This is a genomic window from Roseiarcus sp., assembly GCF_049514155.1.
Taxonomy (GTDB): domain Bacteria; phylum Pseudomonadota; class Alphaproteobacteria; order Rhizobiales; family Beijerinckiaceae; genus Roseiarcus.
In genome coordinates, this window is the sequence record NZ_JBEKVH010000093.1 from 1 (window position 1) to 15703 (window position 15703).

At 70.4% G+C, this 15703-nt stretch carries 15 protein-coding genes; 6 read left to right on the forward strand and 9 right to left on the reverse strand.

Annotation, left to right across the window (positions count from 1 at the left end; genetic code table 11):
- Both guaD and puuE read right to left on the reverse strand, forming a co-directional pair.
- Window positions 1-1211 (reverse strand): guanine deaminase (guaD, locus tag ABSF49_RS13780; RefSeq protein WP_424113225.1); only part of this gene is annotated, 1211 nt, incomplete at its 3' end.
- Window positions 1208-2623 carry an allantoinase PuuE gene (puuE, locus tag ABSF49_RS13785; protein ID WP_424113226.1) on the reverse strand — a complete coding sequence of 472 codons (1416 nt, stop codon included), beginning with the start codon at window positions 2621-2623 and terminating at the stop codon, window positions 1208-1210. The genes puuE and guaD, both read right to left, overlap by 4 nt.
- Window positions 2624-2761: 138 nt before the next feature.
- Between puuE and ABSF49_RS13790 the strand changes: the two genes are divergently transcribed.
- Window positions 2762-3559 carry an enoyl-CoA hydratase/isomerase family protein gene (locus ABSF49_RS13790; protein ID WP_424113227.1) on the forward strand — a complete coding sequence of 266 codons (798 nt, stop codon included), beginning with the start codon at window positions 2762-2764 and terminating at the stop codon, window positions 3557-3559.
- Between the two features lie 3 nt (window positions 3560-3562).
- On the opposite strand, the gene ABSF49_RS13795 is transcribed toward ABSF49_RS13790, so the two are convergent.
- Complete coding sequence (locus ABSF49_RS13795) at window positions 3563-4459, reverse strand: extensin-like domain-containing protein (protein ID WP_424113228.1); 897 nt, start codon at window positions 4457-4459, stop codon at window positions 3563-3565.
- A gap of 147 nt (window positions 4460-4606) precedes the next feature.
- Between ABSF49_RS13795 and ABSF49_RS13800 the strand changes: the two genes are divergently transcribed.
- The 5 genes from ABSF49_RS13800 (at window position 4607) to ABSF49_RS13820 (ending at window position 8564) form a co-directional block, all read left to right on the forward strand.
- Complete coding sequence (locus ABSF49_RS13800; RefSeq protein WP_424113229.1) at window positions 4607-5272, forward strand: DUF1007 family protein; 666 nt, start codon at window positions 4607-4609, stop codon at window positions 5270-5272.
- Between the two features lie 35 nt (window positions 5273-5307).
- Window positions 5308-6336, forward strand: a complete 1029-nt coding sequence (locus ABSF49_RS13805; protein WP_424113230.1) for a nickel/cobalt transporter — start codon at window positions 5308-5310, stop codon at window positions 6334-6336.
- Between the two features lie 51 nt (window positions 6337-6387).
- On the forward strand, window positions 6388-6897 hold the full coding sequence (locus ABSF49_RS13810; protein WP_424113231.1) for a prolyl-tRNA synthetase associated domain-containing protein: 510 nt from the start codon (window positions 6388-6390) through the stop codon (window positions 6895-6897).
- Between the two features lie 64 nt (window positions 6898-6961).
- The gene (gene trxA, locus ABSF49_RS13815; RefSeq protein ID WP_424113232.1) at window positions 6962-7861 is read left to right on the forward strand and encodes a thioredoxin; all 900 of its coding nucleotides are present in this window, start codon (window positions 6962-6964) and stop codon (window positions 7859-7861) included.
- A 34-nt stretch (window positions 7862-7895) separates the two neighbouring features.
- Window positions 7896-8564, forward strand: coding sequence for an LON peptidase substrate-binding domain-containing protein (locus ABSF49_RS13820; protein WP_424113233.1), 669 nt, complete (start codon window positions 7896-7898; stop codon window positions 8562-8564).
- Window positions 8565-8659: 95 nt separating this feature from the next.
- Here ABSF49_RS13820 and ABSF49_RS13825 read toward each other — a convergent pair whose 3' ends face one another.
- The 6 genes from ABSF49_RS13825 to ABSF49_RS13850 all read right to left on the reverse strand — a co-directional run.
- Entirely contained in the window at window positions 8660-10369 is a 1710-nt protein-coding gene (locus tag ABSF49_RS13825) for an enoyl-CoA hydratase-related protein (protein WP_424113234.1), read from the reverse strand.
- 142 nt (window positions 10370-10511) lie between these two features.
- Window positions 10512-11561: a hydrogenase expression/formation protein HypE gene (gene hypE, locus ABSF49_RS13830; protein WP_424113235.1), complete on the reverse strand. Its 1050-nt coding sequence runs from the start codon at window positions 11559-11561 to the stop codon at window positions 10512-10514.
- A complete protein-coding gene (gene hypD, locus ABSF49_RS13835) occupies window positions 11558-12736 on the reverse strand; it encodes a hydrogenase formation protein HypD (protein ID WP_424113236.1) in 1179 nt (392 codons plus the stop codon). Before hypD ends, hypE begins: the two co-directional genes overlap by 4 nt.
- A gap of 169 nt (window positions 12737-12905) precedes the next feature.
- Window positions 12906-13127, reverse strand: a complete 222-nt coding sequence (locus ABSF49_RS13840) for a HypC/HybG/HupF family hydrogenase formation chaperone (RefSeq protein ID WP_424113237.1) — start codon at window positions 13125-13127, stop codon at window positions 12906-12908.
- Window positions 13128-13131: 4 nt separating this feature from the next.
- Window positions 13132-15408: a carbamoyltransferase HypF gene (hypF, locus tag ABSF49_RS13845; protein WP_424113238.1), complete on the reverse strand. Its 2277-nt coding sequence runs from the start codon at window positions 15406-15408 to the stop codon at window positions 13132-13134.
- Between the two features lies 1 nt (window position 15409).
- Window positions 15410-15703, reverse strand: a 294-nt coding sequence (locus ABSF49_RS13850; protein ID WP_424113239.1) for a GTP-binding protein, incomplete at its 5' end; no start/stop codon positions are given.

The following is a 15703-nucleotide window of genomic DNA, read 5'->3' on the forward strand; positions in this document are numbered from 1 at the left end:
TCGAGGTCGCCTTCGTGGGACTCCATGCGGTGGGCCATGGCGGGGGTGGCGTGGGAATCGAGGACGACGAGGTCGGCTTCGCGGCCGGGCTCGATCGCGCCGACGCGGTCCTGCAACGACAGCGCGCGCGCGTTGCCGAGGGTCATCTGGTAGAAGGCCTGCGTCGCCGGCCACGACTGGCCGCCCATCTGCAGCACCTTGTAGCCCTCGGCCGCGGTCGCCAGCATCGAATAGCTGGTGCCGCCGCCGACGTCGGTCGCCAGCGCGACGCGCACGCCCGCCTTGTCGAGCCGCTGCTTGTCGAACAGGCCGGAGCCGAGAAACAGGTTCGAGGTCGGGCAGAAGGCGGCGATCGAGCCGCTGCTGGTCAGCGCCGCGACTTCCGATTCGGCGAGATGGATGCAATGGCCGAAGATCGAGCGCGGCCCCAACAGGCCGTAGCGCGCGTAGACGTCGAGATAGGTCTTGGCCCACGGGAACTGCCGTTTGACCAAGGCGATCTCGGCGAAGTTCTCGTCGAGGTGGGTTTGCACATAGGCGTCGCGATGCTCGGCGGCGAGCGCGCCCGAGGCCTCGAGTTGCGCTTCGGTCGAGGTGACGGCGAAGCGCGGCGTGATCGCGTAGTCGAGCCGGCCCCGGCCGCGCCAGCGTGCGATCAGCGCGTTGGTCTCGTCGTAGCCGCTTTGCGCATTGTCCATCAGGCCCGGCGGCGCGTTGCGGTCCATCAGCGCCTTGCCGGCGATCATGCGCGCGCCGCGCCGCTCGGCCTCGGCGAAGAACGCGTCGACCGAGGCGGGATGCACGGTGCAATAGACGCAGGCGGTGGTCGTGCCCTGGCGGAACAGCTCGTCGAGGAAGAAGCGCGCCACCGCGGCGCTGTGGGCGGGGTCGGCGAACTTCTGCTCTTCGACGAAGGTGTACTTGTTGAGCCAGTCCAAGAGCTGCGCGCCGTAGGAGCCGATCACGCGGGTCTGCGGATAATGGATGTGGGCGTCGATCAGGCCGGGCAGCACCAGCTTGCCGGCATGGTCGTCGATCGCCGCGTCTTTCGGCGCGCGGCTAAGAATCTCGCGCGCCTCGCCGACGGCGGCGATCAGCCCGTCTTCGATCGCCAATGCGCCGTCGTCGATCAGCCGCCAGGCGCGCGCGCCGGCGAGGCGCGGATCGTCGCGGAAGGTGAGGACGCGGCCGCGAACGATCCGTTGCGTCACGCCATGATCTCCCCGATGCGCAGCGCGGCGATGCGGTCGATCTCGATCAGCGCGGTCTTGAATTCGGCCGCCGGATCATGCTTCAGCCGCGCCTCGAACGCGGCGAGGATCTCGGCCTTGGTCTTGCCCTTGACCGCCAGGATGAACGGGACGCCGAAGCGGGCGCGATAGGCGGCGTTGGCGTCGCTGAAGCGCTTGAGCTCGTCGGGCGTCAGCCGGTCGAGGCCGGCGCCCTTCTGCTCGCGCGTCGATTCGGCGGTCAGCCCCTTGGCCAGCGCCAGCTTGCCGGCGAGATCGGGATGGGCGTCGATCAGCGCGCGCCTCTGCGCCTCGCTCCCCTTGGCGGCGGCGCGCGCCATCGCCTTGGCGAGACCGCCGGCGCCGTCGGCCTCCGCGGTCAGCCCCGCGTCATAGGCGGCTTCGGCGATCCAGCGCGAATGCTCGTAGACGCCGCCGAAGCGCTCGACGAACAGCGTCCGCGTCAGCCGCGACGGCTTCCAGCCGCCCGGCGGCTTGTGCTTGGCGATCCAGTGGCGGGCGATGTCGAGCCTTGTCGCGAACCACACCTTGTCGTGCTGAAGCGCGTAATCGACGAAGCGCGCCAGCGAGGCGGCGCGCGCCGGCCGGCCGACCAGGCGGCAATGCAGGCCGATCGACAGCATCTTCGGCGCCGTCGCGCCCTCGGCGTAGAGCACGTCGAACGCGTCCTTGAGGTAAGTGTAGAACTGGTCGCCGGAATTGAAGCCCTGCGGCGCGGCGAAACGCATGTCGTTGGAATCGAGCGTGTAGGGCGCGATCAGTTGCGGCCCCTTCGGCCCCTCGATCCAATAGGGCAGATCGTCGGCGTAGGCATCGGCGCAATAGAGAAAGCCGCCCTCCTCGCAGCCGAGCGGGATGGTGTTGATCGACGAGCGGCCCTGATAGAAGCCGAGCGGCCGCTTGCCGGCGACCTCCGTGTGGATGCGGACCGCCTCGGCGATGTGGCTCGCCTCGACCTCGCGCGGCGTGTCGCGATAGTCGATCCACTTGTAGCCGTGGGTGGCGATCTCCCAGCCGGCTTCGTTCATCGCCGCCACCGCGTCCGGGTTGCGCGCCATCGCGGTGGCGACGGCGAAGACGGTGACCGGCGCGTCGCGCTCGGTGAACAGCCGGTGCAGCCGCCAGAAGCCGGCGCGCGAGCCGTATTCGTAGATCGATTCCATGTTCATGTGGCGCATGCCCGGCCACGGCTGGGCGCCGACGATCTCGGACAGGAACGCTTCCGAGGCGGCGTCGCCGTGCAGGACGTTGTTCTCGCCGCCCTCTTCGTAATTGACGACGAATTGCAACGCGACGCGCGCCCCGCCCGGCCAGTCGGCGAACGGCGGCGTCCGGCCATAGCCGATCATGTCGCGCGGATAGACTTCGCTCATTCCGTCCTCTCTGAAATCCCCTCTCCCCGCTCGCGGGGAGAAGAGACGCATGCGCACGCGTCTCGCCGCGAGTTTGCTCCAGAGCCGCTTTTGGGTCAAAAGCCTGACGGTCCTTCACAAAACTTCGGCGAGTCCCGCATGGGCGATCTCGAGCTCATCTTCGACGGCGCACTGGCGCGCATCCGCTTCAACGCGCCGGCGCGGCGCAACGCGCTCAACCGCGCTTCCTGGCGCGCCCTGAGCGAGGCCTGCGCGGCGATCGCAGCGCGCGCCGAGGCGCTCACCGTCGTCGTCGAAGGCGCGGGCGGCCATTTCTCCGCCGGCGCCGACATCGCCGAGTTCGAGACCGTCTATCGCGACGCCGCGGCGACGCGCGACTATGTCGACGCGATGCAGGCCGCTTTCGGCGCGCTCGCCGCGCTCGATCGGCCGACGATCGCCGCGATCGAAGGCTCGGCGATCGGCGGCGGGCTCGCCGTGGCGCTGAGTTGCGACCTGCGTTTCGCCGCCGACGATTCGCATCTGGCGGCGCCGCCGGCCAAGCTCGGCCTCGTCTACGGGCCGATCGAGACGAGCCGTCTCGTCGCGCTGATCGGCCCGGCGCGGGCCAAGGATCTGCTGTTCAGCGGCCGCCGCGTCGCGCCGGCCGAGGCGCTGGCGATCGGCCTCGTCGATCGCGTCGTTCCGGCGGCGGCGCTCAAGGCGAGCGTCGAAGATTACGCCGCCGCGCTCGTTGGACTCAGCCAGCGCTCGATCCGCGGCGCCAAGCGGATCGTCGACGCGCTCGCCGCCGGCCTGGCGCTCGACAGCGCGGCGCTCCGGGCAGCGGTCGAGGACGCGGCGCTCGGCGAGGATTTCCGCGAAGGCCGCGCCGCCTTCGTCGCCAAGCGCCCGCCGCGCTTCGCCTTCCGCGGCGCGACCAAGCCGCTCGCCTGAGGCTCAGTCGTCTTTCGACAGCGGGATCGCCGAGGTCGGCGCGCCGTCGATGTCGTCGGGCGGCAGCACCGGCGGCGGCGCGGGCTTGACCTCGAAGGCGACCGGCGGCGGGATCGCCGCCGAGGGTCCGTGCAGGTCGAGCGGGCCGGCGTCCGGCCGCATCGAGGCGCGGGCGACGTCCATCGGCTCGTCGAGATCGGGCGCGGGCGGCAGGCCGTCGGGCCGGCCGGGCGGCGGCTGCAGGTCGGGCGGCGGGTTCGGCCGGCAATAGCGGCGCGGGCCGGTCGAGGTCGAGCCGTGCATCGCCAGGTCGAGATGGAAATGGTTGTAGTGGAAGACGTCGGCGCCGGGCCCAAGCACGGTGGTGAAGTGCTGGCAGGCGCCGGCGTGGACCTCGCGCAGGAACGTCGCCTCCTGGCTGCCGGTCTTCTTCCAGTCGCGCACGATCACGATCTCGCGGCCGCTGGCGAGACGGAAGCCGGAGACGTCGATCGCGTTGCCGAACGAATGCTCCGACAACGGCGCGCCATACATGTTGTCGACGCTGCGGCAAGAATACGCGCCGAACGCCTCGAGCTCGACCACGGCCTCGCCGAAGTCGGCCTGGGCGTAAGGCTGGACGATTTCGGCGAGCCAGGCTTCGAGCGCGACGACCAGCGGGCAGCCGATCGTCACGTTCTTGTCGACCGCGACCGTCCCCTCGGCCAGCGCCGACACCTTGAACGGGTGGGTGAGGCCGCAGATGCCGGGTCCGTCGATCTCCGGTTGCGGCTCGATATAAGCGGAAGGCTTCACCAGGTCGCGAGCGAGGCAGTAATTCTCCGCCTGCGCGCGCCAGGCCGGGCGCTCGGCGCGCTCCAGCCAGCCGCAGCCGGCGAGGGAGAAGAGGGCCGCGCCCAAGGCGACTTTTGGCCAAACGCTACGCGCCATCGTCGTAGAATGAGCGCTTCGCCTAAAGAAAGGCTAAACCATGCCGGCGGCCTTGCTGGCGCCGCAGTTCGCGGCCAAACGGGCGCTTCGCCCCGCCGCCCCGATACGGAACGGTCTGTGAATTCCGCCTCGCCCGCCCGCCGACCGACCCTCGCCCTGCTGCTCGCCGCCCTGCTCGCGTTTGCGCCCGCCGTCGCTGCCGCCCATCCCCACGTCTGGGTGACCGTGCGCAGCAAGGTCGGCTTCGCCGACGGCAAGGTCGTCTCGGTGACCCACGACTGGGTGTTCGACGAGATGTATTCGTCCTTCGCCACCCAGGGGCTCGCCAAGCCGGGCGAGCTGGTCACGCGCGACATCTTCGCCCCGCTGGCGCGCGAGAACGCCGGCGGCCTGGCCGAGATCGGCTATTTCACCACGCTCAAGATCGGCGGCAAGGCAGTCGAGTTCGGGCCGGTCAAGGACGGCGACTATTGGATGGAGGAGCGGTCCGACCATCTCGTCACCTTCCACGTCGACTTGCATCTGAAGACGCCGGCCGCTCCCGGGCAATATTTCTCGCTGCTGGTCGCCGACCCCGAATATTTCATCGACTTCGAGTTCGACGACAACGACGCGATCGCGCTCGTCGCCGCGCCCTCAGGCTGCTCGGCATCGATCGCCAAGCCGAAACCGCTCGAAGGCCAGGACCAGCAGAAGCTCAGCGAATCCTTCTTCACCAACTTGGCGCCGGGAACCAACTTCGGCTTCAAGATGGCGAGCCGCGTCATCGTCGCCTGCCCATGATTCGTTTTCGCTCCCTCAGCCGCTCGGCGCCCGTCGTGATCGCCGCGCTCGTCGCGTCTCCGGCCTTGGCCCAGCTCGCGCATCGGCCGTTCATGGTCGGCGGCGGCGAAGGCGGCGGCGGCGCGAGCGGCGGCCTCACCGGCTGGATCATGGAAATGCAGTCGGCGCTGACCCGGCTGATCGCCGCCGACGTGCACGCGCTGCACGGCGACCCGGCGGCCATCTGGGGCCTGATCGGCTTCGGCTTCGCCTATGGCGTCTTCCACGCCGCCGGACCGGGCCACGGCAAGGCGATCATCGCCTCCTACATGATGGCGAGCGACCGTGCGCTGAAGCGCGGAATTGTCCTCTCTTTCCTCGCTGCAATGCTGCAGGGATCGGTGGCGGTGGCGCTGGTCGGCGCGGCGGCGCTGATCTTCAACGCGACTGCGTCGGAAATGAACGCCGCCGCCGACTGGCTCGCGCTGGCGAGCTGCAGCGGCGTCATCGCCATCGGCCTGTGGCTGACCGTGACCAAGGGTCGCGCGCTCCTCGCCGCGCTGAAAGCGCGCTTCGCCCATCGCGCCGCGCTCGCAGCCGCGCCGGCCTATGCCGAAGCGCCGTGGCGGCCGGCGGCGGATTTGGGCGCCGCAGTCGCCTTCCGCGCCCACTCGCCGGACGGGATGGCGGAAGCGGCGGCCGACGACCCAGCCGCCTGCGGACATCTGCATGCGCCCGACCCGGCCACGCTCGAAGCGGGCTTTTCCTGGCGCGGCGCCGCGGCGACCGTGCTCGCGGCCGGTTCGCGGCCGTGCTCGGGCGCGATCCTCGTCCTCGTCTTCGCCCTGGCGCAAGGGCTGTTCGCCGCCGGAATCGGCGCGGTCGTCGCGATGTCGCTCGGCGTCGCGCTGACCACGGGCGCGCTGGCGTTCGCCGCGGTGTTCGCCAAGCGCGTGGCGATGCGCATGGCGGCAGGCGACGACTCGCGCATCGCGCTTGCCGCGCGCGGGGTCGAGTTCCTCGCCGCGCTGCTGGTCGTCGCCTTCGGCCTCGCGCTGCTGTTCGCCGCCGGAAGCGGGGCTTAAGCGACCCGGTCCGCCTTGCCGCTGCCGTCGGCGGCCACTACAAGCGCCGGCATGGCCGCCACTTCCGACGAACTTCTCGCATATCTTGCTTCCCTCGGCGTCGCCGCCTCGACCGTCGAACATCCGCCCCTGCATACGGTCGAGGAATCGCAGGCCTTGCGCGGCGACATTCCCGGCGGCCACGTCAAGAACCTGTTCGTGAAGGACAAAAAGAGCCGGTTGTTCCTGCTGGTGCTCGGCGAAGATACGCCAGTCGACCTCAAGCGCGTCCACGAGCGCATCGGCGCGCAAGGGCGGGTCTCGTTCGGCTCGGCCGAGCTCTTGGAGGCGGTCTGGGGAGTCAAACCCGGCGCCGTGACCCCGTTCGGGGCGATCAACGACACGGAAGGCCGAGTCACGGTGGTGCTCGACGCCGAGATGATGAAGCACGAGCGGCTCAACTTCCACCCGTTGGTCAACACCCGCACCACCGGACTGGGCAGCGCCGACGTCGTCAAGTTCCTGCGCGCGACCGGCCACGAGCCGATGGTCGTCGCGCTCAGCGCAGAAAGCGTTGAATAATCCGGGCGGCGACGCCATTTAAACGCGGTCGGGCCTGCCGAGGGCCCCTTTGGAGAGACGTGAGATGGCCAACAGCGACGGCGCGGGCGCTCCGACCCCGGTCAAGGAAGTGACGACGGCGTCGTTCCGAGCCGACGTCCTCACGGCTTCGACCCGCCAGCCGGTGCTGGTCGACTTCTGGGCGCCGTGGTGCGGGCCGTGCAAGCAGCTCGGGCCGGCCCTAGAGAAGGCGGTCGCCGACTCCGGCGGCAAAGTTGCGCTGGTCAAGATGAACATCGACGAGCATCCGCAGGTCGCCGGCCAGCTCGGCATCCAGTCGATCCCGGCGGTGATCGCCTTCGACAAGGGCCAGCCGGTCGACGGCTTCGTCGGCGCGCTGCCCGAGAGCCAGGTGCGCGGGTTCATCGAGCGACTGGTCGGACCGCTGACCGCCGCAGCCGACGAACTCGTCGCCGAAGCCCAGGCGGCCGCCGCCAAGGGCGACGCGGCCGGCGCCGCCGCGCTCTACGCGCGGGTGCTGACCGAGAACGAGAGCAACCTCAAGGCGATCGCCGGCCTGGCGAAGCTGCATGTCGAGGCCGGCGACCTCGACCAGGCCAAGGCGGTGTTGTCGATGGCGCCCCCGCCCGCTGCGGGCCGCGAGCCCGACGCGGCGATCGCTGCGGCGGCGGCGGCGTTGCACGTCGCCGAGCAGGCCGCCGCGATCGGCGACCTCGCGCCGTTGGAGAAGGCGGTCGCCGAGAACCCCGACAATCACCAGGCGCGCTTCGACCTCGCGCTGGCGCTCAACGCCGAGGGACGGCGCGACGAAGCGGCCGACGCGCTGCTGGCGATCTTCAAGCGCGATCGCCAATGGAACGACGAGGCGGCGCGCAAGCAGCTGCTGCAGTTCTTCGAAGCCTGGGGCCTGATGGATCCGGCCGCCGTGACGGCGCGCCGCAAGCTGTCGGCAATCCTGTTCTAACCCGCTGACGGCGCGCAAGCGCGAATTGAGTGTGATGAAGCTCTATCGAAACTATCGCCGCCCGAGCGACATGCCGGGCGTGTTGCCGCTGTTCCCGCTCGACGGCGCGCTGCTGCTGCCGCGCCGGCCGATTCAGTTGACCGTATTCGAGCCGCGCTATCTCGAAATGCTCGACGACGCGCTGTCGGGCGAAAGGCTGGTCGGCGTCATCCAACCGGTCGCCGGCGAAGACGCCGACGGCGAGTCGCCGGTGTTGTTCCCGGTCGGTTGCGCCGGGCGGATCGTCCAGTACGCCGAGATCGGCGACAAGCGCTGCTTCTTGACTCTGATGGGCGTCGCGCGCTTCCGCATCGCCAGCGAGCTCGCAGTCACGACGCGCTATCGCTCGGTCGCCGTCGACTATGCCGACTTCGCCGACGACTTCACCGAGGGCGCGGGCCAGACCGCGGTCGACCGCAAGGCGCTGGTCGACGCCCTGCGCGCGTTCGCCGAGGCCAACGAGGTCGGCGTCGACTGGGACGACATCGAGAAGGCGTCGAACGAGACGCTGGTCAACGCTCTGGCGATGATGAGCCCCTACGGCGCAAGAGAGAAGCAGGCGCTGCTGGAGGCGCGCGATCTCAAGTCGCGGGCCGAGATTCTGGTCGCGATTTCGCAGGTCGCCCTCGCCCGCAATCCCGACGCGCCGCAGCATCTGCACTGAGGCGCCCCCTCGCCCCGCGCTCTGCGCGGGGAGAGGGTTGGGGTGAGGGCCGGGCGACTATCTCCGTAGCGCGGCCAATCGCCCGGCCCCTCATCCTAACCTTCTCCCCGCGAGCGGGGAGAAGGAAGCGCGTCCGTGATGCGGCGCCCGCTCGAGCGGTGGACGGCGAGCGTCAGCGGCGTGCGCGACTTCGGGATCTTGCGGATGAAGTTGTAGCGCGCGACGTGGTAGCTGGGGTCGAAGCCGTAGAAGTTGCGCTTCATCCGCTTCAATTCCTCCTCGCGATAGGCGGCGAGCGGCTTTTGCGCTTCGTCTGCGGCGCGCGCGGCGCGCTTGGCCTCGAGCCGGCGCGCGAGACCCTCCGTGTCGGCGGCGCGCGCCGCGGCGCGCTCGCGAATCGCCGCGTCGGCGCCGGCGAGGATTCCTGGCAGCCGCTCGCCGGCGAGGCCAAGCCGCAGCGCCTCTTCAATCCCCATCGGCAGCCGCGCCGCGGCGATGAGGCGCGCGCGCTCGGGACCGACCCGCTTGGGCAGCAGATAGGTCCAATATTCCGAGCCGTAGAGATTGCCCATGTCCTTGTAGTGCGGATTGAGGATCACGTTTTCGCCCATCCACACTTCGTCGGCGGCGAGCGACAGGAACACGCCGCCGGCGCCGGCATTGCCGCGCAAGGCCGAAACGGTCCAGACCTCCTCGGCGCGTGCGATGCGCTCGACCAGATCGTTCATCGCGTTGATGTTGCGCCACGACTCGTCGGCGGGCGAGGCGGCGGCTTCGATGATTCCGAGATGCAGGCCGTTCGACCAGCAATCGGGGCCGCCGGTGAGGACGAGCACGCGGGGACGGCGGGCGAGCGCGCGATCGACCGCCGCCGACAACGCCTCGCAATCGGCGGTCGAGAAAGCGCCGTTGTAGAAATCGAAGCTCAACGTCGCGACGCCGTCTTCTTCCCGCACATGCAGCGGCGACGGGCCGGCGACGAACGGCAGGTCGTCGAGATAGGCGGCCATGGCCAATGCCGCCGGCAGCTTGATCTCGTGCGCGCCCGGCCGTTTCGCCTGGCCGATCCAGATCGGGCCATCGACCAGACCGACCGCAACCGCGCTTTCGGCGCGCGCGAACGCTTCGCCGGGCGGACCGGCGAGACCGTCGGCAGGCTTGAGGTCGTAGACGCGCCAGTCGCCGCCGAACAGCGTCAGCAGCGCGCCGGGCGCGCCGTCGGCGGCGCGGGCGATGGCGAGCGCCTCCTCGACGGCGCAATGCGCAGGATCGATGCGGCGCTGCGCTTCGCCGCACGCGGGCCGCAGGCGGCCGCGGCCGACATTGGCCGGCGTCGGCGCCTGCTTTTCGCCCGCCGCGAGCCGCGCCAGCGCTTCGAACACGCAGGCCAGCGCCGCGTCGGCGACCTCGCGGCGGTAGAGGCTCGCCTTGGTCGCCTGGCGCATCGGGAATTCGCGCCACGCCCACACCGGGCCGGCGTCCATCTCGCCGCGCGCCTCGATCAGCGTCACGCCCCAGACCGGCTCGCGTTCGAGGATCGCCCAGTCGAGCGCCGCCGGCCCCCTGTCGCCGCGCACGCCGGGATGGACGACGAGCGAGCGCGCCGAGCGCCAGACGTCTTCGGGGATCGCGCGCTTGAGGAACGGCGCAAGGACGAGGTCAGGCCTGAACAGCGCGACCGCCTCGTGGGTCACGGAGTCGTTGACGTCGAACTCGACCACGACCGCGTGCCCCGCCTCGCGCAGCGCGACGTGCAGCCGCTGCGTCAGCGAGTTGAAGCTGTGACAGAGGATGAGGATGCGCATTATCCCTTCTCCTGCTTGCGGGAGAAGGTGGCCGCGCAAAGCGCGGCCGGATGAGGGCGAGTCGTTACGACGGCGTTCAAGACGGCGCGACCTGCCTTCACCCCGGCCCTCTCCCGCAAGCAGGAGAGGGGGTTGCTCGCATTCAACATATGCGCGGCAATTGCTCGCCGGCGAGCCAGTCGACGATGCGGCCGCCGCCGAACGCCGTGCGCATTTCGACGAAGCGGTTGGCGTCTTCGACGGCGCGACCGATCGCCGCCGAGCGGGCGCCGAGCGGATCGGCCTTCATCGCCGCGAGCACGGCGTCGGCGACGTCCGGCGCGACGATCGCGACCAGCTTGCCCTCGTTGGCGACGTTGAGCGGATCGAGGCCGAGGAATTCGCAGGCCGCCGCGACCTCGGGGCGCACCGGGATCGCCGCCTCCTCGAGGCTGAAGCCGACGCCTGACTGATGGGCGAGCTCGTTGAGCGTCGCCGCCAGACCGCCCCGGGTCGGATCGCGCATGACCCGCACGCCGGCGCCGCCCGCCGCGACGATCGCCGCCGCCAGTCCGTGCAGCGGCGCCGAATCGGACAGGATCTCGACATCGAATTCGAGGTTCTCGCGCTTCGACATCACCGCGACGCCGTGGTCGCCCATGGTGCCGGAGACGAGCACGACGTCGCCAGGCCGCGCCGCGTCGCTGGAGAGGACGACGCCCGGCGGGGTGACGCCGATTCCAGCGGTCGAGATGAAGACGCCGTCGGCCTTGCCGCGCTCGACGACTTTGGTGTCGCCCGTAATCACCGGCACGCCCGCGGCGCGCGACGCCTGCCCCATGCTGTCGGCAATGCGCTTGAGGTCGGCGAGCGGAAAGCCCTCCTCGATGATGAAGCTCGCCGAGAGATAGAGCGGCTTCGCCCCGGCCATGGCGATGTCGTTGATCGTGCCGTGAACGGCGAGCGAGCCGATGTCGCCGCCGGGGAAGAACAGCGGCGAGACGACATAGGCGTCGGTCGTCATCACCATCCGCCCGGCGCCGACCTCGAACGCCGACTGGTCGTTGCCGGCGCGCAACCAGTCGTTGTCGAAGGCGACATGGAAGACGTCCTCGATCAACTGCGCCATCGCCCGCCCGCCGGCGCCGTGCGAAAGGTCGACGCGGCCGGCCTTGATATCGAGCTTGCGGCGAATTGGCTGCTGGGCGCTCACGCGACCGCCTCGCGGGGCGGCGCGACGACCTCGGCGCGCGACGCGGCTTTGGCCGCCTCGCGGAAGCGGCCGTAGGTCCAGTGGGCCGAGCAGGCGCCTTCCGGCGACACCATGCACGAACCCATCGGCGTGTCGGGCGTGCACAGAGTGCCGAACAGTTTGCAATCGCGCGGCTTCTTGACCCCGCGCAGGATCGCGCCGCATTCGCAGGCCGGATTGTCGTGCGCCGGCTTCTCGACGAGGTCGAAGCGCCGCTCGGCGTCGAAGCGCTCGTAGCCGGCGCGCAGCTTCAGCGCTCCGTAGGGGACGTCGCCGAGGCCGCGCCATTCGAAGCGCTCCCTGAGCTCGAACACCTCGGCGACTTCGGCCTGCGCCTTCTCGTTGCCGTATTCGCTGACGGCGCGGATGTACTGGTTCTCGACCTCGTGGCGGCCGTCGTTGATCTGGCGCACCAGCATCAGGATCGCCTGGGCGACGTCGAGCGGCTCGAAGCCAGCGACGACCACCGGCTTTTCGAATTCCTCGGCGAAGAACCGGTAAGGTTGCAGGCCGATGACCGTCGAGACATGCGCCGGGCCGATGAAGCCGTCGATCTTGACGCTGCCGAGCTCGCGCACGTCCGGGCTCTGCAGGATGGTCTGGATCGCCGCCGGCGTCAGCACGTGGTTGCAGAGGATGGAGAAGTTGGTCAGGCCCTTCTTCGCCGCGGCGCGGATCGCCAGCGCGGTCGGCGGCGTCGTCGTCTCGAAGCCGACGGCGAGGAACACGACTTCACGCTCCGGCGACTTCTCGGCGATGCGCAATGCGTCGAGGGTCGAATAGACCATGCGCACGTCCGCGCCTTCGGCCTTGGCCTTCATCAGGCTCATGCCGCCCGAGCCCGGCACGCGCATCAGGTCGCCGTAGACGCACAGCGTGACCTCCGGCCGCCGCGCGCAGGCGATCGCCATGTCGATGCGCGCGACCGGCAGAACGCAGACCGGGCAGCCGGGCCCGTGGATCATCTTGACGTTGGCCGGCAGCAGGTCCTCGAGGCCGTAGCGCGAGATCGCGTGGGTGTGGCCGCCGCAGAACTCCATGAAGTGGTATTCGCGCGCCGGATCGGCCTCACGGCGGATCGCCGCCGCGATCGTCTGCGCCAACGCGCCGTCGCGGTATTCGTCGACGTATTTCATGGCGCGGCGCCTCCAGATTGGCCTAACGCCCTCCACGCGTCATGGCCGGGCTTGACCCGGCCATCCAGCCCGGCTGCCCGGGCGTGAAGGGCGTGGAGAAGCGTCAAGCGGAGCTGCTTGGATGGCCGGGTCAAGCCCGGCCATGACGGAGCAGAGCAAGCGGTGGCTTTCATGCCGCCTCTCCGGCCGAAGCGAACAGCTCGAGCGTGCGCGCCGCCTCCTCCGGGTCGATCTTCGACAAAGCGTAGCCGACGTGCAGCACGACGTAGTCGCCGACCTGCAGGTCCTCGACCAACGCGGTCGAGACGACCTTGGTCACGCCGTCGAGGCTGACCTTGGCCATGTCGTCGGGCAGGAGCTCCGTCACCTGGACGGGAATGGCGAGACACATAGGTTCAGTCCTCCGAAAGCGACGCGCCGGCGCTGAGCAGCGCATGGGCGAAAGCGGCCTGGCCGAGCGACACGCCGCCATCGTTGGCGGGCGCCGCGCGCGGCAGATACACGGCGAGGCCGCGCGCGCGCAACGCTGCGGCAAGACCGTCGGCGAGCACGCGGTTCATCAGGCAACCGCCGCCGAGGGCGACCTGCGTGAGGTCGTGCGCCGCGGCCGCGGCGGCGATCCAGGCGTCGAGCGCGGCGATCAGGGTTCCGTGGAACAGTTCCGCCGCTTCGCGGCCGCGCAAGTTCTCGTCGATCAGCGCCGCGAACAAAGGCCGCAGAACGAGGCAACCCTCGACGATGCGCCATAGCCCGGCGCCGGCGCGCGGGCGCGCGACCAGAGCTTCGAGTTCCATCGCCGCCTGGCCTTCGTAATGCTGCATGAGCCGCACGCCGGCGAGCGCCGCCGCGGCGTCGAAGACGCGGCCGAGACTGGTCGTCAGCGGAAAATGCGCGCCGGCCGTAAAGCGCGCGGCGAGCCGCGCCGCGTTGGGCGCGGCCGGCAGCAGCCGCGCCGCCGCGTCGAGCCGGCCGAGCATGGCGAGCGCCGCGACGCCCATCCGCCACGGCTCGCGCGCCGCCGCGTCGCCGCCCGGCAAAGGGAGCGGCTCGAGCCAGCCGACACGCTCCCAGTCCGCGCCGTCGAGCGTGATCAGTTCGCCGCCCCATGGCCTTGCGTCGGTCCCGTAACCCTGGCCGTCGAGCGCGACGCCGAGCACGCCGCCGGAAAGCCGATGCTCGGCGGCGACCGCCGCGACATGGGCGAGATGATGCTGCACCCGCGCGATCGGCAGGCCGGTCGCCTCCGCCGCGCGGGTCGAGTGGAAATCGGGATGGAGGTCGCAGGCGGCGATTTCCGGCTCGATCGCCAGGATGCGCTTCAAATGGGCGATCGTCTCGTCGCGGAAGCGGATCGTGTCGCGATCGTCGAGGTCGCCGACATATTGCGACACGAACGCCTCGCGGCCGCGCGTCAGCGTGATCGTATTCTTGAGGTCGGCGCCGGCGGCGAGTACGCTCGGCCCCTCGACGCCGAGGTCGATCGGCTCGGGGACGAAGCCGCGCGCGCGGCGGATGAAGGCCGGCGCGCCGTCGAGGACGCGCATCACCGAATCGTCGGCGCGCACGACGATCTGGCGCGCGTGGCCGACGACGAGATCGGCGATCGGCGCGAGGCGGCGGCGCGCCTCGTCGTCGTCGGCGATCAGCGGTTCGCCGCCGAAATTGGCGCTGGTGGCGACGAGCGCGAGATCGTTGGGGGCATGGCGCCAGGCGGCGAAGTCGGGCTCGCCGGCGAGCGCGTGCAGGACCAGCCATTGCAGCGGCGTATAGGCGAGCATCAGCCCGACCTCGGCGAGGCCGGGCGCGACGCTCGGCGCGAGCGCGCCGCGGCTGCGCACGAGCACGATCGGCCGCGGACGCGATTCGAGCAGCGCGCGCTCCGCCTCCGAGATCTCGGCGACGCGCGCCGCGCTGGCGGCGTTGGTCACCATGACGGCGAACGGCTTGGCCTCGCGCGCCTTCAGCCGGCGCAGCCGCGCCACCGTGGCTTCGTCGCGCGCGTCGCAGAGGAGGTGGTAGCCGCCGAGGCCCTTGAGCGCGACGACGCCGCCCTTGCCGAGGCAATCGGCGACGTCGGCGATCTCCGTATCGAGCTTGGGGCCGCATTCGCGGCAGGCGATCGGCTCGGCATGGAAGCGGCGGTTGGTCGGGTCCGCATAGTCGCGCGCGCAATCCGGACACATCGCGAAGGGCGCCATCGAGGTCTGGGCGCGGTCGTAGGGCAGCGCGCGCGTCAGCGTGTAGCGCGGCCCGCAATGGGTGCAGTTGACCAGCGGATAGCGATAGAAGCGGCTCTTGGGGTCGAAGAGCTCGGTCAGGCATGCCTCGCACACCGCGACGTCGGCGCCGATGCGGGTCAGCGACGCGCCGGCCACAGTCGCGGCGATGACGAACTCCGCTCCGCCGCTGAGCGGCAGTTCGGCGACGTCGAGCGAATCGATGCGCGCCAGCGGCGGCGGCGCGAGCCGCAGCGCGTGGACGAACTGGTCGGCGCCGGCGCCCTCGACCTCGATCAGCACGCCCTCGGCGTCGTTGCGCACGAAGCCGCTGAGGCTGAGCCGCGCGGCGAGGCCATAGACATGCGGGCGGAAGCCGACGCCCTGCACCGCGCCGCGCACGCGCAGGCGCAAGCGCCGCTCGCGATCGGAAGCGAAGGCGCGCTGCGCGGTCATCTTAAGCCTTGGCCAGAGCCGCGGCGCGCGGCGCTGCGGAAGTTTCGATCCAGGCGACGAAGGCCGCCAGGCCTTCGCCGGTCTTGGCCGAGACGACCAGCGTCTGCAGATGCGGATTGATCCGCAGCGCATTGGCGAGGCAGAGGCCGACGTCGAAATCGAGATGCGGCAGCAGATCGGACTTGTTGAGCAGCAGCAGGTCGGCGGCGACGAACATGTCGGGATATTTGAGCGGCTTGTCCTCGCCCTCGGTCACCGACAGCACCACCACCTTGTGCGCTTCGCCGAGATCGAA